Origin of the sequence: Vibrio splendidus (assembly GCF_002873455.1) — a bacterium.
Taxonomy (GTDB): domain Bacteria; phylum Pseudomonadota; class Gammaproteobacteria; order Enterobacterales; family Vibrionaceae; genus Vibrio; species Vibrio splendidus_J.
In genome coordinates, this window is record NZ_MCUN01000054.1 from 1 (window position 1) to 23,699 (window position 23,699).

At 44.6% G+C, this 23,699-nt stretch carries 23 protein-coding genes and 1 tRNA gene; 15 read left to right on the plus strand and 9 right to left on the minus strand.

Features of this window, described 5'->3' with window-relative positions:
* Window positions 1–103: 103 nt before the first annotated feature.
* The 10 genes from BCU75_RS22170 (at window position 104) to luxS (ending at window position 11,095) form a co-directional block, all read left to right on the plus strand.
* Window positions 104–180: transfer RNA gene (locus BCU75_RS22170), tRNA-Arg, on the plus strand.
* 376 nt (window positions 181–556) lie between these two features.
* Window positions 557–814, plus strand: a complete 258-nt coding sequence (locus tag BCU75_RS22175; RefSeq protein WP_076679280.1) for an oxaloacetate decarboxylase subunit gamma — start codon at window positions 557–559, stop codon at window positions 812–814.
* A 31-nt stretch (window positions 815–845) separates the two neighbouring features.
* Window positions 846–2,621, plus strand: a complete 1,776-nt coding sequence (oadA, locus tag BCU75_RS22180) for a sodium-extruding oxaloacetate decarboxylase subunit alpha (RefSeq protein WP_102475117.1) — start codon at window positions 846–848, stop codon at window positions 2,619–2,621.
* A 9-nt stretch (window positions 2,622–2,630) separates the two neighbouring features.
* Entirely contained in the window at window positions 2,631–3,761 is a 1,131-nt protein-coding gene (locus BCU75_RS22185; protein WP_102475118.1) for a sodium ion-translocating decarboxylase subunit beta, read from the plus strand.
* A 172-nt stretch (window positions 3,762–3,933) separates the two neighbouring features.
* Window positions 3,934–4,887, plus strand: a complete 954-nt coding sequence (locus tag BCU75_RS22190) for an NADP-dependent oxidoreductase (RefSeq protein WP_102475119.1) — start codon at window positions 3,934–3,936, stop codon at window positions 4,885–4,887.
* Between the two features lie 6 nt (window positions 4,888–4,893).
* Entirely contained in the window at window positions 4,894–5,355 is a 462-nt protein-coding gene (locus BCU75_RS22195; RefSeq protein WP_102475120.1) for a YqaA family protein, read from the plus strand.
* Between the two features lie 9 nt (window positions 5,356–5,364).
* A complete protein-coding gene (locus BCU75_RS22200) occupies window positions 5,365–8,223 on the plus strand; it encodes a M16 family metallopeptidase (protein WP_102475121.1) in 2,859 nt (952 codons plus the stop codon).
* A gap of 99 nt (window positions 8,224–8,322) precedes the next feature.
* Entirely contained in the window at window positions 8,323–9,891 is a 1,569-nt protein-coding gene (gene gshA / locus BCU75_RS22205; protein ID WP_102475122.1) for a glutamate--cysteine ligase, read from the plus strand.
* A gap of 10 nt (window positions 9,892–9,901) precedes the next feature.
* On the plus strand, window positions 9,902–10,552 hold the full coding sequence (locus BCU75_RS22210) for a hypothetical protein (RefSeq protein WP_102475123.1): 651 nt from the start codon (window positions 9,902–9,904) through the stop codon (window positions 10,550–10,552).
* 24 nt (window positions 10,553–10,576) lie between these two features.
* Complete coding sequence (gene luxS, locus BCU75_RS22215) at window positions 10,577–11,095, plus strand: S-ribosylhomocysteine lyase (protein WP_017079953.1); 519 nt, start codon at window positions 10,577–10,579, stop codon at window positions 11,093–11,095.
* A gap of 203 nt (window positions 11,096–11,298) precedes the next feature.
* On the opposite strand, the gene BCU75_RS22220 is transcribed toward luxS, so the two are convergent.
* Together BCU75_RS22220 and BCU75_RS22225 are read right to left on the minus strand one after the other, a co-directional pair.
* On the minus strand, window positions 11,299–12,570 hold the full coding sequence (locus tag BCU75_RS22220; protein ID WP_102475124.1) for an HlyC/CorC family transporter: 1,272 nt from the start codon (window positions 12,568–12,570) through the stop codon (window positions 11,299–11,301).
* A gap of 127 nt (window positions 12,571–12,697) precedes the next feature.
* Window positions 12,698–13,492 (minus strand): cytochrome C assembly family protein, encoded by a 795-nt coding sequence (locus BCU75_RS22225; protein WP_017079954.1) that lies wholly within the window; start codon window positions 13,490–13,492, stop codon window positions 12,698–12,700.
* Between the two features lie 200 nt (window positions 13,493–13,692).
* Here BCU75_RS22225 and ffh point away from each other — a divergent pair, with 200 nt between their 5' ends.
* The 5 genes from ffh (at window position 13,693) to rplS (ending at window position 17,307) form a co-directional block, all read left to right on the plus strand.
* Complete coding sequence (gene ffh, locus BCU75_RS22230; RefSeq protein ID WP_004735506.1) at window positions 13,693–15,087, plus strand: signal recognition particle protein; 1,395 nt, start codon at window positions 13,693–13,695, stop codon at window positions 15,085–15,087.
* A gap of 211 nt (window positions 15,088–15,298) precedes the next feature.
* The gene (gene rpsP / locus BCU75_RS22235; protein ID WP_004735508.1) at window positions 15,299–15,547 is read left to right on the plus strand and encodes a 30S ribosomal protein S16; all 249 of its coding nucleotides are present in this window, start codon (window positions 15,299–15,301) and stop codon (window positions 15,545–15,547) included.
* 24 nt (window positions 15,548–15,571) lie between these two features.
* Window positions 15,572–16,126 (plus strand): ribosome maturation factor RimM, encoded by a 555-nt coding sequence (gene rimM / locus BCU75_RS22240; protein WP_102475125.1) that lies wholly within the window; start codon window positions 15,572–15,574, stop codon window positions 16,124–16,126.
* Window positions 16,127–16,152: 26 nt separating this feature from the next.
* Window positions 16,153–16,911 carry a tRNA (guanosine(37)-N1)-methyltransferase TrmD gene (trmD, locus tag BCU75_RS22245; RefSeq protein ID WP_102475126.1) on the plus strand — a complete coding sequence of 253 codons (759 nt, stop codon included), beginning with the start codon at window positions 16,153–16,155 and terminating at the stop codon, window positions 16,909–16,911.
* Window positions 16,912–16,953: 42 nt separating this feature from the next.
* Window positions 16,954–17,307 carry a 50S ribosomal protein L19 gene (gene rplS, locus BCU75_RS22250; RefSeq protein WP_004735514.1) on the plus strand — a complete coding sequence of 118 codons (354 nt, stop codon included), beginning with the start codon at window positions 16,954–16,956 and terminating at the stop codon, window positions 17,305–17,307.
* A 300-nt stretch (window positions 17,308–17,607) separates the two neighbouring features.
* On the opposite strand, the gene yacG is transcribed toward rplS, so the two are convergent.
* From yacG to BCU75_RS22285, 7 genes are all read right to left on the minus strand, one after another.
* Window positions 17,608–17,805, minus strand: a complete 198-nt coding sequence (yacG, locus tag BCU75_RS22255; protein ID WP_004735515.1) for a DNA gyrase inhibitor YacG — start codon at window positions 17,803–17,805, stop codon at window positions 17,608–17,610.
* A gap of 81 nt (window positions 17,806–17,886) precedes the next feature.
* Window positions 17,887–18,627: a cell division protein ZapD gene (gene zapD / locus BCU75_RS22260; protein WP_102475127.1), complete on the minus strand. Its 741-nt coding sequence runs from the start codon at window positions 18,625–18,627 to the stop codon at window positions 17,887–17,889.
* Between the two features lie 26 nt (window positions 18,628–18,653).
* On the minus strand, window positions 18,654–19,268 hold the full coding sequence (coaE, locus tag BCU75_RS22265; protein ID WP_102475128.1) for a dephospho-CoA kinase: 615 nt from the start codon (window positions 19,266–19,268) through the stop codon (window positions 18,654–18,656).
* A gap of 2 nt (window positions 19,269–19,270) precedes the next feature.
* Complete coding sequence (locus tag BCU75_RS22270) at window positions 19,271–20,140, minus strand: prepilin peptidase (RefSeq protein ID WP_102475129.1); 870 nt, start codon at window positions 20,138–20,140, stop codon at window positions 19,271–19,273.
* Window positions 20,141–20,207: 67 nt separating this feature from the next.
* Entirely contained in the window at window positions 20,208–21,437 is a 1,230-nt protein-coding gene (locus BCU75_RS22275; RefSeq protein WP_102475130.1) for a type II secretion system F family protein, read from the minus strand.
* 14 nt (window positions 21,438–21,451) lie between these two features.
* Window positions 21,452–23,137: a type IV-A pilus assembly ATPase PilB gene (gene pilB, locus BCU75_RS22280; protein WP_102475131.1), complete on the minus strand. Its 1,686-nt coding sequence runs from the start codon at window positions 23,135–23,137 to the stop codon at window positions 21,452–21,454.
* Window positions 23,137–23,565, minus strand: a complete 429-nt coding sequence (locus BCU75_RS22285) for a type IV pilin protein (protein WP_102475132.1) — start codon at window positions 23,563–23,565, stop codon at window positions 23,137–23,139. Before BCU75_RS22285 ends, pilB begins: the two co-directional genes overlap by 1 nt.
* Window positions 23,566–23,699: the final 134 nt, after the last annotated feature.

The window sequence follows — 23,699 nt, forward strand, 5'->3', positions numbered from 1 at the left end:
ACCACTATTTAGGGTTTTCACAGATCCTGATGTTGAATGTTAGTTTTGTTTTATAGCCTTAACTGCTTATTGCCTTAACTAACAGCTTAATATCGAAACCGTTGCGCCCTTAGCTCAGCTGGATAGAGTACCTGGCTACGAACCAGGCGGTCGGAGGTTCGAATCCTCCAGGGCGCACCACCTTATTAAAAAAAGCCTCGTTTATACGAGGTTTTTTTTTATGTCTGCTGTAAATTTGTTGCGACAATGTTAAATTTTGTCATTATTTAACTTGTTGTATTTAAAGTAATTCTTGATTGCTTCTTTGTTATTCCACCTTTCTCATATCATTTCCAAGAAAAGCCCCGTTTAAGTCACAGTTTAAATATCTATAAATGACGTATTTGACAGATTTATGTGATCTGATAGGCGAATAATTAACCTTATGTGTGCGTTATCCGTAACTGAACCTTAAACAAAATTGACAAACTTTTACCAATCGAGATAATCCATAGGTCGGGATCACTATTCGCTGAAATCCTGCACCTATGTCAGGATGACGAAGAAAGGAAGCAACATGACTAATATTGGAAGCCTGCTAGGAGATGCGGCGACTCTAATGATAACGGGGATGTCCGTTGTCTTTATTTTCCTAACTATTCTAGTTTACCTCGTTCGGTTGATGTCAAAACTGGTACCAGAAGAAGTACCAGAGCCGATCGCAGCACCTAAAAAAATTCAAAAATCACAATCAAACCCTTCAGCTGTTAGTCCACAGGTAGTGGCAGCAATTTCGGCCGCGGTTCATCAATACCGTGTGTCTACTGCTAAGTAGCATTTAAAGGATTAAAAAGGAGTTTATGAGCATGTCTAAACCACTAGCTATCACAGATGTGGTACTTCGTGACGCGCACCAGTCACTATTTGCTACTCGTATGCGTATCGAAGATATGCTGCCAATTGCGGCAGAACTGGATAAAGTCGGTTACTGGTCTTTGGAGACTTGGGGCGGCGCAACGTTTGATTCGTGTATCCGTTTTCTAGGCGAAGATCCGTGGGAGCGTTTGCGTGAGCTGAAAAAAGCGATGCCAAACACACCAATGCAGATGCTACTGCGTGGTCAAAATTTATTGGGTTACCGTCACTACGCGGATGATGTAGTAGAGAAATTTGTTGAACGTGCCCATAAGAACGGCATGGACGTATTTCGTATTTTTGATGCGATGAATGACGTACGTAACTTTGAAACAGCAGTGAAAGCAACGATTGATGTTGGTGGTCACGCTCAAGGTACGTTGTCTTACACAACCAGTCCGGTTCACAACTCAGATACTTGGGTTGATTTGGCTAAGCGCCTAGAGGACCTAGGTTGTCACTCTCTATGTATCAAAGATATGTCAGGTTTATTGAAACCCTATGAAGCGGAAGAACTGATTACACGCATCAAAGCATCGTGTGACGTTCCTCTAGCATTACATAGCCACGCGACAACAGGTCTATCGACAGCAACAGCGGTTAAAGCCGTTGAAGCGGGTATCGATATTCTGGACACCGCTATTTCTTCAATGAGCTGTACTTACGGTCACACGCCAACCGAAACGGTTGTTGCGATGCTAGAAGGTACAGAGCGTGATACCAACCTTAAGCTTGATCAGATCGAACCTATCGCGGCTTACTTCCGTGACGTACGTAAAAAGTACGCGAAATGGGAAGGTCAGCTAAAAGGTGTTGATTCACGTATCTTGATTGCTCAGGTTCCTGGCGGCATGTTAACCAACATGGAAGGTCAGCTTAAAGAACAGGGCGCAGCCGACCGTATGGACGAAGTGCTCGAAGAGATCCCTCGCGTACGTAAAGAGTTGGGTTACATTCCTTTGGTAACACCTACTTCTCAGATTGTTGGTACTCAAGCTGTTATCAACGTTCTAACGGGTGAGCGCTACAAGAGCATCACTAAAGAGACTGCGGGTTTACTGAAAGGTGAATACGGTCAAGCTCCTGCTGAGGTTGATGCTGAACTACAAGCAAAAGTGTTAAATGGTGCTGAGCCAATCACGTGTCGTCCTGCTGATTTACTTAAGTCTGAAATGGATACGTTAACGACAGACCTTTTAGAAAAAGCGAAATCAGATGGCATTTCACTCGCTGAAGATACCGTTGATGATGTGCTGACATACGCACTATTTCCACAAGTGGGTCTTAAGTTCCTTAAGAACCGTCGTAACCCTGAAGCATTTGAACCTGCACCAACGTTAGAAACCGCGGCGCCAGTTACAGCAGCACCAGTACAAGCTGCTAGCGGTATTGAAAGCTACAGCGTGAAGGTTGATGGTCAAGTTTATGATGTTGAAGTTGGCCCGCAAGGCGAACTTACATCAGTATCTCCATCCGCTAAACCAGTACAAGTGGCTCAAGCAGCAGCTTCTGATGCAGAAGCGGTTCCAGCTCCATTAGCAGGCAACATCTTCAAAGTTATCGTTCAGCCAGGTGCTGAAGTGGCTGAAGGTGATGTGTTACTTATCTTGGAAGCGATGAAAATGGAAACGGAAGTTCGTGCTGCTCGTGGTGGTATCGTTCAGGAATTGAATGTTAAAGAAGGCGATGCAGTTACTGTAGGCGCTCCACTACTAAGCTTAGCGTAAGGGAGTACCATGGAAGGATTGATGACCTTATGGTCTGAAACAGGGATTGCTAACTTTGAGTTCGGCCAGATCTGTATGATGCTGGTTGGTTGCTTACTGTTGTTTTTGGCAATTCGCAAAGGGTTTGAACCATTACTGCTATTACCGATTGGTTTTGGTGCTGTGTTGGCGAATATTCCAAATGCAGGATTTACCGATCCCGGTGGTTTGCTTTATTACGTGTATTACATAGGTATTGAGACAGGTGTTTTCCCGCTACTGATCTTTATGGGTGTTGGTGCAATGACGGACTTTGGTGCGTTGATTGCGAACCCTAAAACTTTGTGGCTGGGGGCTGCGGCTCAGTTTGGTATCTTCGCAACGCTATTTGGTGCGATCTTACTGAACTATGTTCCAGGTATGGAATTCTCAATGGCAGATGCTTCGTCAATTGCGATTATTGGTGGTGCCGATGGCCCAACCGCGATCTTCTTGGCAAGTAAGTTATCTCCTGATTTACTCGGTGCGATTGCGGTAGCAGCTTATAGCTACATGGCTTTGGTTCCGATTATTCAGCCACCAATCATGAAAGCGTTAACGACTCCTGAAGAGCGTAAGATTAAGATGGCGCAGTTACGTCACGTCGGTAAAGCAGAGAAGATTTTATTCCCTCTAGCTGTGCTATTGATGACTATCTTGTTCCTACCTTCAGCGACACCTCTAGTCGGCATGTTCTGTTTGGGTAACTTAATGCGTGAAGCTGGCGTAGTTGATCGACTGTCAAAGACAGCGCAAAACGAGCTGATCAATATTGTGACGATCTTCTTAGGTCTTGGTGTGGGCTCTAAGCTGCAAGCCGATCAATTCTTGAACTTAGAAACCCTAGGTATTTTAGGTTTAGGTGCAGTCGCGTTCAGCATTGGTACGGCGGGTGGTGTATTGATGGCTAAGGTGTTGAACCGCTTCTCGAAAGAGGACATCAACCCACTGATTGGCGCGGCTGGTGTATCAGCGGTTCCTATGGCGGCCCGTGTTGTGAACAAGGTTGGTCTTGAGGCAAACCCTCAGAACTTCTTGTTGATGCATGCGATGGGTCCCAACGTAGCTGGTGTACTTGGTAGTGCGGTTGCGGCGGGTATTCTATTAGCTCTCGTGGGTTAGAGGATTTGTTGGGTCATGTATCGTTACGTTAATTGGTCGTCAATTTACGAATGAGCGGTTAACTTAGCCTTATTAAATGGTTTATAGTCAAAGGGATGCTTTCGCATCCCTTTCTTTTTATCAGTTAGGGTGCTTGCTCATTAGGGCTTTTATCAATCAAGGAAATGTGAAAATGGAAAATAAACAGATTGCGATTACTCAATTCGGCGGTGTCGAAAACTTAAGTATTCAAACCCGTGCGATTCCTAAGCCTAAGGCTGGGGAAGTGTTGGTCAAAGTTTCCTTTTCGGGCATTAATCCGATTGATGTTAAAACCCGTGCTGGTCTTGGTTGGGCTGCAGCACAGAACAAAGACAACCTACCTTGGGTGCCTGGGTACGATATTTCAGGGCAGATTGTCACGCTGGGTGAACAAGCTGAGCGTTTTACGGTTGGTGATAACGTGGCAGGCTTTATTGGTTTTCCACTACAAGGTGGTGGTTACAGCCAATATGTATGTGTTCCAGAAGCTGCATTAAGCATGGTTCCTGATTCTGTCACCTTAGAAGCGGCGGCCACACTACCACTCGCTAGCCAAACAGCAGCACAAGCATTAAACAAAGCCGAAGTGAAAGAAGGCGATCGCGTGCTTATCTTAGCGGGCGCGGGCGGCGTTGGTCATCTTGCGGTTCAAATTGCAGTAGCAGCAAAAGCCGAGGTTTATACAACTTGTAGTGAAGTCAATCTTGATTACTTGGCAACGCTAGGCGCTCATGCGATTAACTATAAATTTGCACCAGCATCGGAAAGAGTTTCTGATGTTGATGTGTTGATTGACTTAGTGGGTGGCGATACGGCTCTCGATGCATTGAAGTGTTTGAAAGATGGCGCGAGAGTCGTGACCGTTCCGACTCTATCTGCAGAATTGATCTGTGAGAAAGCGACATTATTAGGCTTTACTGCATCAGGTATGCTGGTTGAGCCAAACCCAGAGCAAATGGACACTATGCTGTATATGGTCAGTGTCGGATTGCTCAAAACAGAAATTCAAAGTATCTACCCGTTAGATGAAGCACAGTCGGCGCATCTACAAGTAGAAACTGGGCATACCAGAGGCAAGGTACTACTTAAAATGCAAGAAGGTTGATATGCAGTGCTAGAGTTTTTTAATTCTCTATTTGAAAACATAGCGCTGTGGTTCTCTGACTCGGCGCTGTGGGTACTCTTTATTAGTGGCTTCTTGAGTGCCACGTTATTGCCCGGCGGTTCAGAAGCAAGCCTCGTGGCAGCCTTGAGCTTAGAGCAGTTCTCAACATCATCGATTATTCTGCTGGCGACACTTGGCAATACCTTAGGCGGCCTGACCAATTATTGGATTGGTTTATGGTTGCCTAATCGAACTCAATCTGAAAAGCATGGTCATAAGGCTATGGCTTGGCTGAGCCGTTATGGTTACTGGACATTGTTATTCAGTTGGGTACCCATCATTGGTGATCCTTTATGTCTGGCTGCGGGTTGGCTGAGAATGAAATTTATCCCTAGCGTTATTTTGATAGCGATTGGCAAAGCCGCTCGCTACAGCTTACTTGCTGCTATCTACTTCGGTTTTTTCTAAGGAGAACCTATGAAAAAGGTTTTACTTGGTACATTTTCTCTTATCGCCATTGCTGGCTGTTCTTACAATGTACCTAGCTCAACACCCTTCTTTTCCTCGTTACCGGAAGGCGTCACTCTGTTAGAAGAGGTTAACCCTTCTAAAGATAAAGTGGTGATTCCTTATGCGAAGTATCAGCTTGAAAACGGCTTGACCGTTATTCTTTCTCCTGATAATTCTGATCCACTTGTTCATGTTGATGTGACCTATCATGTGGGTTCTGCTCGTGAACAGATTGGCAAATCAGGCTTTGCTCACTTCTTTGAACACATGATGTTCCAAGGCTCTGAGAACGTCGGTGATCAACAGCACTTCAAGATCATCACCGAAGCGGGTGGTTCGTTAAATGGCACCACCAACCGTGACCGAACTAATTACTTTGAAACCGTTCCTTCTAACCAACTCGAAAAAATGTTGTGGTTAGAATCGGACAGAATGGGTTTCTTGTTAGATGCAGTTTCTCAAAAGAAATTTGAGGTGCAAAGAGGCACGGTTAAGAATGAGCGAGCGCAAAGCTACGAAAACCGCCCTTACGGCTTGATGTGGGAACGCATGGGTGAAGCACTGTATCCAGAAGGTCACCCTTACTCGTGGCAACCAATTGGTTATGTGGAAGACTTAGACCGTGTAGATGTGAATGATCTTAAAGCCTTCTTCCTACGCTGGTATGGCCCAAATAATGCGGTGTTGACTATCGGTGGTGATATCGATGTTGATGACACACTAGAGTGGGTTAACAAGTACTTTGGCCCAATCCCTCAAGGTCCTGAAGTTAAGGCTGCTGAGAAACAACCTGCAGTGCTGACTGAGGACAAGTACATCACCTTAAAAGATAATATTCGTCAGCCGATGGTTCTAGTCGGTTGGCCAACGACTTATCGTGGTGAAGAAACACAAGCTTCGTTAAATGCACTGTCTAACGTTTTAGGTTCTGGTACCAACAGTTACCTATATCAAAATTTAGTTAAGACACAAAAAGCAGTGAGCGCGGGTTCTTTCCATGATTGTGCTGAGCTTGCATGTACCATGTATGTGTATGCTATGGGTAATTCAGGTGAAAAAGGGGATTTGACGGTTTTAAATAAAGAGCTGATGGATACCTTAGATCAATTCTCGAAAGAGGGCGTTGAACAAGAGCGTTTAGATCAGATCACTGGTATGGCAGAAGCGGATGCAGTTTTTGCACTGCAAAGTGTTAAAGGCAAGGTTTCACAGCTCGCGTCTAACCAAACCTTCTACGGCCAACCGGATCGCATTGAATCACAACTCGATCAAATTCGAGCGGTTACTCCAGAAAGCGTAAGCAAGGCATACCAAGATTTCATCGAAGGTAAGTACAAGGTTACGTTGAGTGTGGTTCCTAAGAAAAAACTCGATTTAGCGGTTAGTGAGGCTACCTTTACCACACCTGCACGTACCCTTCCTGAATACAGCAAGGTGACGGAAGACCAACTGGATTTCAGAAAGGCGCCAAACACATTTGATCGCAGCGTGATGCCAGAAGTGAACTTTGGTGTTGAAGCGACCATGCCTGAGTTGTACCGCATGCATTTTGCGAATGGCACTGATTTGATTGGTACCGTGACCCGTGAAACGCCAACAGTACAGCTGCAAATTCAACTGCCTGCAGGCGAACGCTATGTTCGTAAAGGGCAAGAAGGCTTAGCGAATCTAACGGCTTCGATGATGGAAGAGGGATCGACTAAACGAACGGTTGAAGAACTACAGGCGACCTTAGATAAGCTTGGCAGTAGCGTTAGCATTGGCGCAGGCAGTTATACCACGGATATCTCGGTTTCAACGCTAGAGAAAAACCTGCCTCAAACCTTAGCGATCGTACAAGAGGTTCTGTTTGAGCCTAAGTTTGATGAGCAAGACTTTGAACGTGTTAAGAAGCAGATGCTTGAAGGCGTTGTCTATCAACACCAACAGCCAAGCTGGATGGCTTCTCAAGCAACCCGTGAAGTGCTATTTGGCGACAGCATTTTTGCTCGAGCAAGCGATGGCACCAAGGCGTCTCTATCGGAGCTAACCTTAGACGATGTGAAACAATTCTATGCACAACACTACACACCAGAAGGTGCCAATATTGTTGTTGTGGGAGACATCTCGAAGAAAGAGGTGGGGAAACAGCTACAATTCTTTGAACAGTGGCAAGGCGATGCGGCACCACTTACGCGTCCGCAGATCATCAAAGAGCTTTCAGGACAACATCTGTATTTAGTCGATAAGCCGGGTGCGCCACAAAGTATTGTTCGTTTGGTGCGTAAAGGTCTACCTTTTGATGCGACGGGTGAGTTGTATTTGAGCCAGTTGGCTAACTTCAATTTAGCCGGTAACTTCAATAGCCGTATCAACCAGAATCTACGTGAGGACAAAGCCTACACTTACGGTGCGAGCGGTTACTTCGCGAGTACACGTGAAACTGGTGCGGTAGTATTTAGTGCTCAAGTGAGAGCCAATGCGACGGTTCCATCGATTCAAGAGTTTATTGCTGAGCTAAATGAATTTAGTCAGAGTGGATTAACAGACGAAGAGGTGAAATTTATGCGCCTTGCCGTCGGTCAACAAGATGCGCTTAAATACGAAACACCAAGTCAAAAGGCTGGGTTGTTGAGTAATATTGTTGCGCTGAGCCTTGACGAAGATTACCTGCAACAACGTAATCAGATAGTTGAAACGGTCTCAAAAGAGACGTTAAACAAGCTATCTAAGAAATGGTTTGACCCGAATGATTATCAAATAATAGTTGTTGGCGACGCGGCTTCGCTTCGTCCTCAACTAGAAAAGTTAGATATTCCAATAGAAGAGCTTGAAATCATTCGTTAGAGTACACATTAAAGGGGGAGGGAAAAGACTCTATTTTTCTCCCCCAACCTAATTTATGATAGTTCTAATCAGAACAATATAAGATAAGTGAACTGAATTTTGACTGATTTTGCTGCGCGACTAAAGCAAGTTGCAACCAACCCTAAGACCTTCTCTCAATTTGGTCGTGGTGTTGAAAGGGAAACGTTACGCTACACGGAAGATGGGCATCTTGCTACAGGGCCGCACCCAAAGGCTTTGGGATCTGCGTTGATGAACGGATTGGTAACGACCGATTTTTCCGAGTCGCTATTGGAGTTTATTACGCCTGTTTCTAACGACGTTCCGACTCTTTTGAATCAGCTGTCTGATATCCATCACTTCACACAAACCAAGTTAGACGGCGAAAAAATGTGGCCGCTTTCTATGCCTTGTTACGTAGGCAGCGAAGATTACATTCAGCTAGCGCAATATGGCACTTCTAACAACGGCAAGATGAAGACTCTATATCGTGAAGGCCTAAAGCGTCGCTACGGTAGCCTGATGCAGATCATTTCAGGTGTTCACTTCAATTTCTCTTTCCCTGATAGTTTTTGGGATAGCCTATTTGGAGAGCAAACAGAAGAAGCGCGTTGTGAGTCTAAGTCCGATGCTTACTTTGGTTTGATTCGTAACTACTACCGTTTTGGTTGGTTAATTCCTTATTTCTTCGGTGCTTCACCTGCACTCTGTCCTTCTTTCATCAAAGGAAGAGAGACGAAACTGCCTTTTGAAAAGATTGGCGAGACACTGTACTTACCAAAAGCAACGGCACTCCGCCTGAGCGATCTGGGCTACACCAACAGTGCTCAAAGTGTATTGAAAATTGGTTTTAATAGCCTAGACCAGTACCTTGAAGGCTTGAATCAAGCGATTCGTACACCATCAGAAGAGTTTGCTGAGATTGGCACTAAGGTTGATGGTGAGTACCGTCAGTTAAATAGCAACGTCCTGCAGATTGAGAATGAGCTTTATGCGCCAATTCGTCCTAAGCGTGTTGCTAAAAGTGGTGAGAAACCATCGGAAGCACTGGCTCGTGCTGGTGTCGAGTACATCGAGGTTCGTTCTTTAGACGTAAACCCATTCAGCTCAATTGGTATCAATGAGCAACAAGTTCGCTTCCTCGATCTATTCTTAACTTGGAGTGTTCTATCTGACTCTGCTGAGATGGATAACTGCGAGCTTGAATGCTGGCGCGATAACTGGAATAAGGTGATCTTAGAAGGTCGTCAGGTTGGTTTAGAGCTCAAGATTGGTTGTGATGGTGAGAGACTGTCTCTGCAAGACTGGGCTAAACGTGTATTCAAAGATCTTCGTGCTATCGCTGAGTTGATGGATGCTGAGCAAGGTGGTCGTGCATACCAAGAAACATGCGATACGCTTGAAGCTTGGATTGATAACCCAGAGCTGACCATTTCTGGCCAGTTGTTAGAAGAGACCAAGAAATTAGGTGGCTTGGGTAAAGTGGGTTGTGCGTTAGGAAAAACCTACGCTCAGCAACACAAAGCGCACCAATATAAAGTTTACTCAGCTGAGTTGATGGAAGCGGAAGTTCAACGCTCTGTGATTGCTCAGCAACAAAGTGAAGAAGCAAGCACTCAAGATTTTGACAGCTTCTTAACGGATTATTTTTCGTATTTAAAAGCATAGCGAGACTTTGGTGGAAAGGAAGCAAGCCTTATTAGGCCAGCCTAAACGCGTAAGTGGAAAATGGTTGCCTGTTGTGACTGTTGGTGTTGTCTCTAGCCTGTTGGTTGGATGTGCAACGCCACCGCCAAAGCAGCAAGATAACTTGTGTAGCATCTTCAGAGAACACCCGTCGTGGTATGAAGATGCTCTCGATATGCAAGAAGAGTGGGGTACGCCGATCAACGTAGCGATGGCTTTTGTGAAACAAGAGAGTAGCTATCGTCATGATGCGCGCCCGCCTAAAGATTACATTCTTGGCTTTATTCCGTGGGGACGCGTGAGTAGTGCTTACGGTTATGCACAAGCTCAAGACCCTGCTTGGGAAGACTTCCAAAAGGCGACGAGTAACGGTGGCTCAAGAACTAACTTTGATGATGCATTGATGTTCATCGGTTGGTACACCAGCGAGACGCGCCGTCAGCTTGGTATCTCACTATGGGATCCGTATAACCAATATTTGGCTTATCATGAAGGTCGTGGTGGTTATAAGCGCAAGTCATACAATAGCAAACCATCATTGATTAAGGTGGCGCGCAAAGTCGAACAGCAAGCAAAAGATTATGGATGGCAGCTTAAACAGTGTCGTAAAGAACTAGAAGACAATAGAAGTTGGTTTTTCTAAAGCCAACCGTCATGGAGAATAGCAATGCCTTTATTAGATAGTTTCACTGTTGATCACACGCGCATGAACGCACCTGCAGTTCGTGTAGCTAAAACAATGCAAACCCCAAAAGGGGATACCATCACTGTGTTTGACCTGCGTTTTACTGCGCCAAACAAAGATATCCTATCTGAGAAAGGTATCCATACTCTAGAGCACCTATACGCAGGATTTATGCGTAATCAATTGAACGGTTCGGATGTAGAGATCATCGATATTTCACCGATGGGCTGTCGTACTGGTTTCTACATGAGCCTAATTGGTACGCCTTCAGAGCAGCAAGTGGCAGACGGTTGGTTGGCTGCAATGCAAGATGTGCTGAAAGTTGAGAATCAAAATAAGATCCCTGAGCTGAACGAGTATCAATGTGGTACTGCGGCAATGCACTCTTTGGATGAAGCGAAAGATATCGCCAACGCGATCATTGCTGCTGGTATCTCTGTAAACAAAAATGATGAACTGGCATTGCCAGAGTCGATGCTTCAAGAGCTTAAAATCGATTAATCACTTTTCTTCACTTTAGACGCATTTCATTTTAGATGCGCTTCACTCTAGATACATTTCATTCTAGAGATAGAGCGAGTTAGGTATTAAAAAGGCCCGGTTCAATGAACCGGGCCTTTTTCGTCAACGTATTTTAGATCTAGGCAGTTGTCGCATGTGAGTTTGTGATTACTCACTTATTATCCCAGTCCTGCAAACCACTTTTATCCGTTAACGATCTGTGGGAACACGCGAACGAGCTTGATACGGTTCTCTTCGAGTTCAACAATCTCCATTGGATGACTCGCAACCTGAACACTCAGGTGACTCTCAGGAATGTCTTCAAGGTGTTCCAGTATTAAACCATTAAGTGTTCTTGGGCCATTTGTAGGTAGTGTCCACTGCAAGCCTTTGTTTATGTCACGGATATTGGCGCTGCCTTCAATCAAGAAGCTGCCATCGCTTTGCGGTGTGATCTCTTCAGATAAGCTTGGTGCAATTGAGGTCGTAAACTCACCAACGATTTCTTCTAGAATATCTTCAAGGGTAACCAAGCCGTTGATATCGCCATACTCATCCACAATCAATCCGATACGTTGTTTATTACGCTGAAATTTAAGCAGTTGAATGTTGAGTGGTGTCGCTTCAGGAATAAAGTAGATCTCATCTGCTGCACGCAATAGTGTCTCTTTATTGAATTCGTTCTTTTCAAGCATCAAGCGGTAAGCTTCTCGTAACCTAAGCATGCCAACCACTTCATCTATCTGGTCACGATACAACACAATACGACCGTGAGGCGAGTGAGTTAATTGGCGAACGATAGATTTCCAGTCATCATTGATGTCGATGCCAGTGATTTCATTTCGAGGCACCATGATATCGTTTACGGTCACGTGCTCTAAATCTAAAATAGAAACCAACATATCTTGGTGGCGCTGAGGTATCAGGCTTCCCGCTTCATTTACCACGGTTCTGAGCTCTTCAGAGCTTAAGTGGTCGGTCGCATCGTGGCTGGCTTTGACACCTAAGATACGAATAAAACCGTTGGTAATGAAGTTCACCAATATCACCAATGGTGACAGTACCTTCATCAGTATCATCAAAAGGATACTACTGGCGTAAGAGACACGTTCTGGAAACAGAGAAGCGATAGTTTTTGGGGTTACTTCGGCAAACACGAGGATCACGAGAGTCAGGACACCGGTAGCAATCGCTACGCCGATATCCCCGTAGATGCGCATACCAAGAATAGTCGCGATCGCAGACGCAAGAATGTTGACGAGATTGTTGCCGATGAGAATAAGGCCGATCAATCTGTCTGGGCGGTTCAGAAGTTTTTCTACGCGTTTGGCACCTTTATGACCCGTATTGGCCAAGTGCTTTAAACGGTAGCGGTTCAAGGACATCATGCCCGTTTCAGAACCTGAGAAATAACCAGAAATTACAATGAGACACGCGAGTAGCGCAAATAAGATACCCGTTGATATGTCGTCCAAAACTATTCTTTTCCTATTTGTGTATCTTGATTAATTTATGACCGAACATGGTCGAGATGTCAATTGAATCTAACGGACTCAATATTTTAAAGGCAAGGTGTGTGAGACCTTGCCTTCATTTTACAGACTAATTCAGGATGATTTCCTGAACGAAGCGGCTACCGAAGTAGGCTAATGTGAGCATGCTGGCACCGGCAAGTGCGAACCAAGTGACTTTTTGTCCACGCCAACCTTTTTGATAGTGACCCCATAGAAGGATAGAGTAGATAACCCAAGCAATAAAAGACAATACAGCCTTGTGTGCTTTTCCTTGAGCAAACATATCTTGTACGAAGATAAGGCCAGTCAATAAAGTACCTGTTAATAAGCCATTACCGATCAGAATGATCTTGAAAAGTTGTCTTTCCACCATCATTAAAGGAGGTAGGTTAGGGTTTATCACTAACGCTTTTTTCTTTTTAAGTTTGTGATCTAGCCACGCGAGTTGCAGAGCGTATAGCGCGCCGATAGTCAGTGTCGCGTATGAGAACAAAGCCAAAGAGATGTGCAGTAGCAGCTTTGGGTCATTCTCTAGATGTTTGATGAACGTGCTTGAAAGAAAAGTGGCAGCCATTAGATTTAGAGCAGCAAAGCTATAAACAACTGGCAAGATGAACCACAAACGGGTTTTGAGCATAGCACCGCTCATTACCAGAGATATGATTAAACTGATTAATGAAGCAACGTTTAAGATACTGAGGTTTTGACCACTGGCATTAAAAATCAAATCGCCAAGCAACCAAGCATGGAAAGCTAAAGCAAGTAATGCGCTGATAAACACCGTTTTTACACGGATTCCTGTTTGGTGCACGAGACCTGGAATGATCGTGGAAATCGCCATTGTATAAAGAAAGGCTGCTGCGATCGCAATAAGACTGTCCATGGTATCCATTTAAATGATTACTAATTGACGAATTATACCTCGCATCGCTCTTTGGGGCTATGGTGAACCTCATTCAATTCCAAGTGAATAATGTCTCACATCACAAGCGTGGATGATTAACGCTCTACAACGGGTATGACTCTAATCCGCGCTAATGTATACTCACAGTAATAGTCGCAGTTTTGAGCGAAGAGAAAACTATGTTTGATAATTTAACGGATCGTCTATCCAAAACGCTGAAGAACATCAGCGGTAAAGGTCGTCTGACCGAAGACAATATAAAAGAGACGCTGCGTGAAGTACGTATGGCGCTACTTGAAGCCGACGTTGCACTGCCAGTTGTCCGCGATTTTGTTAAGCGCGTAAAAGAAGGCGCTGTAGGTGTTGAGGTTTCTAAATCTCTAACACCGGGTCAAGAATTCATTAAGATCGTTCAAGCTGAACTTGAAGCGGTGATGGGTGAGTCTAACGAGGCTCTTGACCTAGCAGCACAGCCGCCAGCCGTTATTTTAATGGCAGGTCTACAAGGTGCGGGTAAAACCACATCGGTAGGTAAGCTATCTAAGCTTCTGACTGAACGTGACAAGAAGAAAGTTTTGGTTGTGTCTGCCGACGTTTACCGTCCAGCGGCGATCAAACAACTTGAAACGTTAGCAAGTGATGTTGGCGTCGACTTCTTCCCGTCTTCAGCTGATCAAAAGCCTCTCGATATTGCAAACGCTGCAATCGACCACGCGAAGAAGAAATTCTACGATGTGCTAATTGTCGATACTGCCGGTCGTTTGGCTATCGATGAAGAGATGATGGGCGAAATCAAAGAGCTTCATACTGCCATTAAACCAGTAGAGACTCTGTTCGTTGTTGATGCAATGACAGGTCAAGATGCTGCGAATACGGCTAAAGCCTTTGGTGATACGCTACCACTAACCGGTGTTATCTTGACGAAAGTTGATGGTGATGCGCGAGGTGGTGCTGCACTGTCTGTTCGTCATATCACAGGCAAACCGATTAAATTCTTAGGTGTTGGTGAAAAGACTGACGCACTAGAACCATTCCACCCAGATCGTGTTGCTTCTCGTATCCTAGGTATGGGCGATGTACTGTCTCTTATTGAAGATCTACAGAAAAACGTTGATACCGAGAAAGCAGAGAAACTGGCGAAGAAGTTCAAAGAGAAGAAAGGCTTTGACCTTGAAGACTTCCGTGAGCAGCTTGGTCAGATGAAAAACATGGGCGGCATGATGGGCATGATGGATAAGCTTCCAGGTATGTCTCAGCTACCAGACAACGTTAAAGATAAAGTTGATGACAAGATGTTCAAGCAAATGGAAGCAATCATCAACTCTATGACAATGAAAGAGCGCCAGCGTCCAGATCTAATCAAAGGCTCACGCAAAAAGCGTATTGCTGCAGGTTCTGGTACGCAGGTACAAGATGTAAACCGCATGCTTAAACAGTTCACCCAAATGCAGAAGATGATGAAGAAAATGCAGAAAGGTGGAATGAAAGGCATGATGCGCAACATGCAAGGCATGATGGGCGGCGGTGGAGGTATGGGCGGAATGGGTGGTGGTTTTAACCCGTTTGGTCGATAATCTACAAATGTAAGCTTTAGCTACGTTACTTTTCATAGTGTTAGCCGTGTCACAGAAAGTGTACGGTTGCTATGTTGGTGAAAAAATAGCTAAAGCCCTTGCATTGCCCCGGAATAAGAGTAAAATTCCGGGGCTTTAATTTGGCACGAGACCCCAAGCTATTTAGTATACTTGGGGTTAATTATTTTATTAAGAAAGCAAAGAGGACGACATGGTAACCATTCGTTTGGCACGTCACGGTGCAAAGAAGCGCCCATTTTATCAAATCGTAGTTGCGGATAGCCGTAACTCTGTAACTGGCCGTTTCATCGAGAAAGTAGGTTTCTTTAACCCTACTGCTCAAGGTCAAGAAGAAGGTCTACGTCTAGACCTAGATCGTGTTAACCACTGGGTTGGTCAAGGCGCATCTCTATCTGATCGTGTAGCTAAGCTAGTTAAAGACGCTCAAAAAGCGGCTTAATTCTTTTTTAAAGAGAAATAGCTTATGTCGATGAAGGGTAAAGAAACGATGAGCGAGCAAAACAATAGAATTGTCATGGGTAAACTTGGGTCTACCTATGGTATTCGTGGCTGGCTTAAAGTGTTCTCCTACACAGACAATGCTGAAAGCATATTTGATTACAGCCCTTGGTATTTAAACCAAAAGGGCAAGTGGGTTGAGTACAACGTTGAGAGCTGGAAACGTCATGGCCAAGGTTATGTATGTAAGCTAGCGGGATTAGATGTTCGTGAAGACGCGCAACTGATGACTAACTTTGAAATTGCTATTGACCCTGCTTCGTTACCTGAATTGTCAGAAGATGAATTCTACTGGCGCGAATTGTTCGGTATGCAAGTTTTTACCACTAAAGGTTACGACCTTGGTGAGGTCACTGACCTATTAGAAACTGGCTCGAATGATGTTCTAGTAATTAAAGCAAATCTTAAAGATGCTTTTGGCCAAAAGGAACGGTTAGTACCGTACCTTGAAGAGCAAGTGATCAAGAAAGTTGATCGCGAAGCTCGCCGGATCGAAGTTGACTGGGATCCTGGATTCTAACTCCAAATTACAGAGCGAGAGAACACATGTGGGTTGGCGTAATTAGCCTGTTTCCTGAAATGTTCCGTTCTGTTACTGATTTTGGAGTAACAGGTCAAGCGGTTAAGAAGGGTCTTTTATCTATTGAGACATGGAATCCTCGCGATTTCACTCATGATAAACATCGCACTGTTGATGACAGACCCTACGGTGGTGGTCCTGGCATGTTAATGATGGTTCAGCCTTTGCGCGATGCTATCAAAACTGCCAAGCAAGCAGCACCGGGTAAGACGAAAGTTATCTATCTTTCACCTCAAGGTCGTAAACTCGACCAGCAAGGTGTTGAAGAGCTGGCTACAAATGAGAACATCGTTCTAATTTGTGGGCGCTACGAAGGGGTAGATGAGCGTATCATTCAATCTGAAGTTGACGAAGAATGGTCAATTGGTGATTTTGTGATGACGGGTGGTGAACTACCAGCCATGACGTTGATTGATTCAGTTTCTCGGTTTGTTCCGGGTGTACTTGGAGATTTCGCGTCAGCAGAAGAGGATTCTTTTGCCAATGGTTTGCTAGATTGCCCTCATTATACGCGTCCTGAAGTGTTAGATGGAAAAGATGTACCTAGCGTACTGAAATCTGGAAACCACAAGGATATTCGTCTCTGGCGGTTGAAACAATCGTTGGGCCGAACTTGGCTAAGAAGACCAGAACTCCTGGAAAACCTAGCTCTGACTGACGAACAGGAACAATTACTGGCTGAATTCATTAAAGAGCATCGCTCTGTAACGAAAAGCAAGCAGTAACCTATTAAATTTAGTATCAGTTTATTCTAGGAATTTATACAAATGAGCAACATCATCAAGGCTCTTGAAGAAGAGCAACTAAAATCAGACCTTCCTAAATTCGCACCAGGTGACACTGTTGTAGTTCAGGTTAAGGTAAAAGAAGGTGACCGTGAGCGTCTACAAGCTTTCGAAGGCGTTGTAATCGCTATTCGTAACCGTGGTCTACACTCTGCATTCACAGTTCGTAAGATTTCGAACGGTGAAGGCGTAGAGCGTGCGTTCCAAACTCACTCTCCAATGGTTGATAGCATCGAAGTTAAACGCCGTGGTGCAGTACGTCGTGCCAAGTTGTACTACCTACGTGAGCGTTCTGGTAAGTCAGCTCGTATTAAAGAGAAGCTTACTAAGAAGTAATTCTTTTTGCATTCTATCGATAAAAGCGGAGCCATTTGGCTCCGCTTTTTTGTGCCTGCTATTTGGATTTTTGAAAGCCAGAGATCCCCATCTCGCTCGTCCCTCACTCTTGAGGGTGACGAATGACAGGCCTTGATAGGCTGTCGAACCGCTGAGGGAGTTTTGAATCAACCAGTGCTGTCATTCCCTAGACTGACGAAGGAAGGAGTAGGGAATCTCTAAGTACCATGCTATATGCAATAAAAAAGGATTGACGTAAAACGCCAACCCTTCAAAATTTACTCGCTACTCGCTACTCGCTTAGTGCGGATCTTCCGACCAACCATCGCTATCTGACATGTCTGGTGCGCCAGCAATGCTGTTCTCTTCGTCTGCCCATTCACCGAAATCAATCATCTGACATTGCTTACTGCAAAACGGGCGGTGTGGGCTTTGTTCGCCCCATTCAACGTCGGCATTACATTGAGGGCATTTAACGATGGTGATTTTTTTCGACATAGTGATTCTTAATTAGAGGGTATTGTAAGAAAGAGTTTAGGCTCGAGTGAGGGCTCAAGCCAAACTATAAAAGGAAATTAATTAGCTGCAGACAGCCAATTCAAATTCGATGTCCTGAGTGCAGGCTTGTCCAGTCTCAAAGCTCATGAACTTAACTGCAAAACGGTTTTTATGCCCCGAAATCATCGGGTAGGCACCGTATTGCATTGGAATAGAAAGGCGAAGGATATTCGCTTCATCAGCATCGCTCTGGAAGAAGCCAGCGCGAGCCATTTGCTCTTTAAAGTGACCAGTTTCTCTGGTGAGTTTTAACCATAGTGTTAGCGCTTCATACAGAGGCTGTAGGCTATCCATCCAAGCTTTGGCATCTCGCACCTTCTTATCTAGAGGAAGATGCAACCAATAATGCAGTGCGGGTAAATCAAAGCAGCATGAGCCACCTGGTAAATTAAAGCGCTGACGTATGGCACTCAAGAAGCGGTCTTCTTTAAGTGATTGCCCAAAACGCTCCGCCTGCATCAGTTCACGATAGATGTTGCTAATATCGTTGAGTAGTGAAGTCAGCATCTCTTGATCGACACCTTCAACATCTAACCAGCTTTTGTAGGTTACACGCTGCTTCTCAATATCTTTTGCGAGTTCGCTCTTTAGTTGGATCTGTTCGAAGATTTCAATCAGATCAAAGATGGAACGGAAAAAGAGTTGATACTGTTGAGCATCGGAAAATGTAGAAGACAAATGCAGCTGCCTCAAGAGTGATTCAACTCTTAAGTAGATGCGCGTTTTCTCATTTAGAGGATGTTCAAATTTATGGGTGATCATCGAGCAAACCTTCATTCAACATTGTTCTATTTTGACCGATCTACAGTACTGATTGCCAGATACTTTTGATGTAAATCTGTGATTTGAGGCAAAAGTTCTTGGTTTTTAGTATGGTTTTTAATCACGTCATCTGCAACTGCTAAGCGTTGTTCTCTTGAAGCCTGTGATTTTAAAATTGATGTAACTTGTTCCTTAGAAACATTATCACGACTCATCGTACGCTCTATTTGCACTTCTTTTGGCACATCAACGATTAATACGCGATCGGCCATGCCTTGCATTTGATTTTCAACCAATAGCGGTGCAACTAATAAAGCATAAGGTGATGTGACTTTAGACAGGTCACTGTCAATTTTGTTACGAATCATGGGGTGCAGCAGGTCATTGAGCCATTGTTTCTCTGTGGGATCCGAGAAGATTAACTCACGCAGCTTACTTCGGTTGAGTGCTCCATCTTCAAGTAAGATAGCCTCACCAAAATGGTCGGTAATCTGCTTTAAGCCGTCACTGCCTACTGCGACGACTTCGCGTGCAACGATATCAGCATCGACAATATCAATATTAAAATGCTCATTGAAGAGATTAGCAACTGTGGTTTTTCCACTGGCGATACCACCGCTTAATCCGATAATGATTGCCATGGTTAAATTCCTAGTACAGAAGTGAAATACCAGCCCATGATGTCGTTACCCCACATCAAACTCACCCAACCCGCAATTGCAAGGTAAGGTCCAAATGGAAAGGCTTTATCTATACCTTGTTGTTTTAAGCGAAGTTGAATTAATCCGAAAACTAAGCCGACCAGTGACGACAAAAGAATGATCATTGGTAGGTGCTGCCAGCCAAGCCACGCGCCAAGCGCAGCTAATAACTTGAAATCACCGTAACCCATGCCTTCTTTGCCTGTTAACAGCTTGAACAGCCAATAAACCGACCAAAGTGCTAGGTAGCCTGCCATTGCGCCAATCACTGAATCTTGAAGAGATACTGGGCTGATATTAAACAGAGCTAACGCGATACCGGACCAAACTAAAGGCAAGGTAATTTGATCAGGCAACAGCATAGTATCGAGATCGATAGAGGTTGCGGTAATCAATGCAAACGTGAAAAAAATCAAAGCAATGGCGTAGTAACTGAAACCAAAGTGGCTCGCGACTACGGTACAAAGTATCGCCGTAAGCAGTTCGACCAATGGGTAACGAGCGCTGATTGGGTTAGCACAGCTATGGCACTTGCCCTTTAAGAACAACCAACTTAATACTGGAATATTGTCGATGATTCTTAATTGGGTTTTACATTTCGGGCAGGTAGAACGAGGGATACTGAGATTGAACTTTCCCTCTGGTGCTGGAATTTTATATTGAGAGAAATACTCCGAGCACTCTTGTTGCCACTCTCGTTCCATCATTATAGGTAAACGGTGTATGACTACGTTGAGGAAGCTGCCGATAAGAAGGCTAAAAATAAAAGCTAATACGGGGAATAGCCAAGGATAGTAGTGAAATACTTCCATAGTGTCCTTTACCACTTAATCAAGGTGAGCAGAGGTTGGCTGCTCATGGGTGTTTAGTTGCTTTTAACTATCCTAACACACTCATAAGATTAAAGATCGGTAAGTACATCGCGACAACAAGTCCACCAACTACGGTGCCTAAAAATACGATGATCAGTGGCTCTAGAATCTTACCTAGGTTATCGACGGTGTTGTCTACTTCGAACTCGTAAATGGAAGCGACTTTATTGAGCATATCATCTAGGTTTCCTGACTCTTCGCCAATCATCACCATCTGCAAAACCATCTCAGGAAAGGCGTTGGTATTACGCATTGCAATGTACATCGGCATGCCAGCGGCAGTTTCACGGTGAACCTCAATGATCGCCGATTCATAATGCAGATTGCCTGCGGTTTTTGCTGTGGTTTTTAGGCTGGTTAAAATAGGAATCCCAGAACTAAAACTGGTTGAAAGTGTTCGGCTGAATTTTGCAATCGATGCTTTGGTGATGACAGCACCCAATATCGGAAAACGTAAGCCAAGGCGACTGGTTGAAAGCCGAATTGAGTAGGACCGCTGACGCAGCTGTTGGAAAGACAGAATTAATAAACCAATACCGATGGCACTATAGAAACTATAAGCCTGCATCCAGTGGGAAAGGTAAAGCACTTGCTGGGTGAACCAAGGTAAGTCTGCTCCGAAGCCTGAAAACATCGATTCAAATTCCGGGATGACCATGGTCAGCATTAAGTAGGAAACGGTAAGAGCGACCGCAACAACCATTGCAGGATAGATGAGCGCCTTTATAACTTTGGATTTTAGTTGCTCACTCTTTTCACGGTAGGTAGCCAAACGTTCGAAGACCTGTGCAAGGTTGCCGGAAAGTTCGCCTGTCGCAACTAAGTCGGTATACAGATCATCAAAGTGACGACTTGCGGTTCGCATGGCTTTTGAGATCGGAGTCCCTGCTTCTACGCCTTTGCAGATGTGCGATAAAATCGATTTCATTTCTGCTTTGCGGTGATTGTCTGACACTAACTTGATGGCTTGCACGATGGGCACACCAGTCGCCAACATGGTAGCTAATTGTCGAGTCAAAATAGTGATGTCTTGGGCTTTGACTCGATGAGTTAAACGAGTGATTGCTGAGATGCTTTTCTTTTTGATTTTCTTAATCTGAATGTGCTGCTCTTTGAGCTTCTCTCGCACTTCTAATTCGGTGAGCGCTAAGCTCTGCCCAGACACTTTCTTGCCAGAACTATTGATTCCCTTCCAATGGTAGTTTTTTAGTTGTGATTGTTTGCTTTTACCACTCATTTTCGCTCCGTGAATTATAGGTACAGAACACGTTGTAGTTCTTGGTAGCTGGTGGTGCCTTCCAGCAATTTATCTAGTCCTGATTCTTGCAGTGTTCGCATGCCTTCTCGGCGCGCTAAGTTTTCAATGGCTAACGCGTTCGGTTTGTCGATCAGGCGGCTTTTCAGCTGGTCACTAAACGGCATGACTTCATAAATACCGACTCGCCCAGAGTATCCCTGATTACACTCATTACACCCTTGTGAGTTGGCTTTGTAGATGATTTGGCTATTGGGAATAGAGTGGCGTAGAAATATATCAGGTGAGTCATCAGCTACTTTACAGTGGTTGCACAGTCGTCTTGCCAGTCGTTGGGCGATAATCAGGCTTAATGATGAAGCGAGGTTAAAAGGTTCTATCCCCATATGAGAGAGGCGAGTCACGGTTTCTGCGGCGGAATTAGTGTGCAATGTTGAAAGAACTAAGTGTCCAGTTTGTGAAGCTTTGATCGCGATCTCTGCGGTTTCCAAATCACGGATCTCTCCGACCATCACCACATCAGGATCTTGTCGTAAAAATGATCGCAACGCTTCAGCAAATCCAAAGCCGATCTTAGGCGTCAATTGTACCTGATTGATGCCACGCAGGTTAATTTCAACAGGATCTTCGGCTGTTGAGATGTTTCGTTCTGTAGTGTTAAGAACGCGAAGGCCAGTATAAAGAGAAACCGTTTTACCGCTGCCAGTTGGCCCGGTCATTAAGATCATTCCTTGCGGGCGTTTCAATGCATTAAGGTAAAGTGCTTTTTGATCCTCGCTGTAACCTAGCTTATCGATATCGAGATTGGCAGCACTGCTGTCTAGAAGGCGAAGAACGATCTTTTCTCCCCATAATGTTGGCAGTGTTGATACGCGCATATCAATCGCCAGTTCGTCGTTTAAACGTAATTTAATACGACCATCTTGAGGTAAGCGGCGCTCGGCGATATCGAGTTTGGCGAGAATCTTCAAGCGCGCCGATAGACGACGACTTAAGTGAGAAGCGGGCTGTTGGATCTCAACAAGAATGCCATCGCAACGCAGGCGTACGCGGTAGTTTTCTTCATAAGGTTCGAAGTGGATGTCTGATGCCCCTTTACGTGCAGCATCGACTAGAATCTGATTGATAAAGCGACTGACAGGGGAGTCATCTTGGCTGAGGTCTTCAATCGAAGTTATCTCGTCATCAGATATCTCAACAAGGTTAGCGAGCTCATCTTGGGTGATCTCTTTGCGCTTGGAATCTTGTCCGGAAATAGAACGTCCATACAGCTTTCGTATTGCGCCTTCTAATTCAGAGTAATTAGCGACAACCAATTCAATCTGTAATCCTGTCGCAAAGCGGAAGTCATCTTCAGCCTGTAAGTCGGTCGGATCGGCAGAAGCGAGTGTCAGAGTTGAGCTAGAAACTGAAATTGGAATGGCGCGATACTTGGTGATCAGCTCACGAAGCCCTAACTGTTCGCATAAAGCTTCGTAGTCCGTATTGCCAAGTTGTACCAACGGCAAGCCGAAGATGGCCTGAATGTTATTTGCGAGACTCTCGCCGGTGAAGATGTCTAGAACGAGTAAAGCTTCAGGCGTAGAAAGACCTGAAGCATGTACATGTTCCGCAACGGCTTGTTCTTGAGTCTGACTAAGTAAATTAGCCTGACGGAGAATCGTTGGGAGGTTGGTGAGCATTATGGACAGTTTTTGATTGTGATATCAGTCGTTTCGGTACAAGTCCAGAGCCCGGATGTTCCATCTTTTTCTAGAATAATCGTTTCGGTAGATGCAAGTGTACTATTGGCACCAAAAGTAAACTTAGCTTGAGAACTTGTAGAACCAGATGCGGCAGTAAGAGCTATAGTTCCTAATTTATTCATATCTGAAGCTCCGCCCACATCCCCAACATCTGTTGGAAAAGTACCATTTTCAGCATGAAAATTGTCTATATTTGTTACTAATGCACGTAGAGTTGCAAGCCCTGATGCGGCTTCAGATTTTTTTACGTAATTTTGGTACTGGGGGACTGCAATTGTGGCTAGAACACCTATCACAGCCACCACAATCATCAATTCAATTAACGTAAAACCTTTCTGATTTGTTCTTTTGTTTTTGTTATTCATTGTTCTATTCCATTGTTTAGTTTGTTTCAGCGCAAGCACTGGTTGATGGAAAGAATAGAAGTCGGAATGGGGAAGTGGAATGGTGTTCAGGTTTGGCCGCGAGTGGTTTCGTGTTTATTAGTGTGATGTTTCAT

Coding starts and splice junctions, on each gene's coding strand:
- BCU75_RS22200 (WP_102475121.1), top strand. CDS start 5,365: ATGAAAAAGGTTTTACTTGGTACATTTTCTCTTATCGCCATTGCTGGC.
- BCU75_RS22190 (WP_102475119.1), top strand. CDS start 3,934: ATGGAAAATAAACAGATTGCGATTACTCAATTCGGCGGTGTCGAAAAC.
- rpsP (WP_004735508.1), top strand. CDS start 15,299: ATGGTAACCATTCGTTTGGCACGTCACGGTGCAAAGAAGCGCCCATTT.
- BCU75_RS22175 (WP_076679280.1), top strand. CDS start 557: ATGACTAATATTGGAAGCCTGCTAGGAGATGCGGCGACTCTAATGATA.
- ffh (WP_004735506.1), top strand. CDS start 13,693: ATGTTTGATAATTTAACGGATCGTCTATCCAAAACGCTGAAGAACATC.
- BCU75_RS22270 (WP_102475129.1), bottom strand. CDS start 20,140: ATGGAAGTATTTCACTACTATCCTTGGCTATTCCCCGTATTAGCTTTT.
- yacG (WP_004735515.1), bottom strand. CDS start 17,805: ATGTCGAAAAAAATCACCATCGTTAAATGCCCTCAATGTAATGCCGAC.
- BCU75_RS22225 (WP_017079954.1), bottom strand. CDS start 13,492: ATGGACAGTCTTATTGCGATCGCAGCAGCCTTTCTTTATACAATGGCG.
- pilB (WP_102475131.1), bottom strand. CDS start 23,137: ATGCTCACCAACCTCCCAACGATTCTCCGTCAGGCTAATTTACTTAGT.
- BCU75_RS22285 (WP_102475132.1), bottom strand. CDS start 23,565: ATGAATAACAAAAACAAAAGAACAAATCAGAAAGGTTTTACGTTAATT.
- rplS (WP_004735514.1), top strand. CDS start 16,954: ATGAGCAACATCATCAAGGCTCTTGAAGAAGAGCAACTAAAATCAGAC.
- luxS (WP_017079953.1), top strand. CDS start 10,577: ATGCCTTTATTAGATAGTTTCACTGTTGATCACACGCGCATGAACGCA.
- rimM (WP_102475125.1), top strand. CDS start 15,572: ATGTCGATGAAGGGTAAAGAAACGATGAGCGAGCAAAACAATAGAATT.
- coaE (WP_102475128.1), bottom strand. CDS start 19,268: ATGGCAATCATTATCGGATTAAGCGGTGGTATCGCCAGTGGAAAAACC.
- zapD (WP_102475127.1), bottom strand. CDS start 18,627: ATGATCACCCATAAATTTGAACATCCTCTAAATGAGAAAACGCGCATC.
- BCU75_RS22185 (WP_102475118.1), top strand. CDS start 2,631: ATGGAAGGATTGATGACCTTATGGTCTGAAACAGGGATTGCTAACTTT.
- trmD (WP_102475126.1), top strand. CDS start 16,153: ATGTGGGTTGGCGTAATTAGCCTGTTTCCTGAAATGTTCCGTTCTGTT.
- oadA (WP_102475117.1), top strand. CDS start 846: ATGTCTAAACCACTAGCTATCACAGATGTGGTACTTCGTGACGCGCAC.
- BCU75_RS22275 (WP_102475130.1), bottom strand. CDS start 21,437: ATGAGTGGTAAAAGCAAACAATCACAACTAAAAAACTACCATTGGAAG.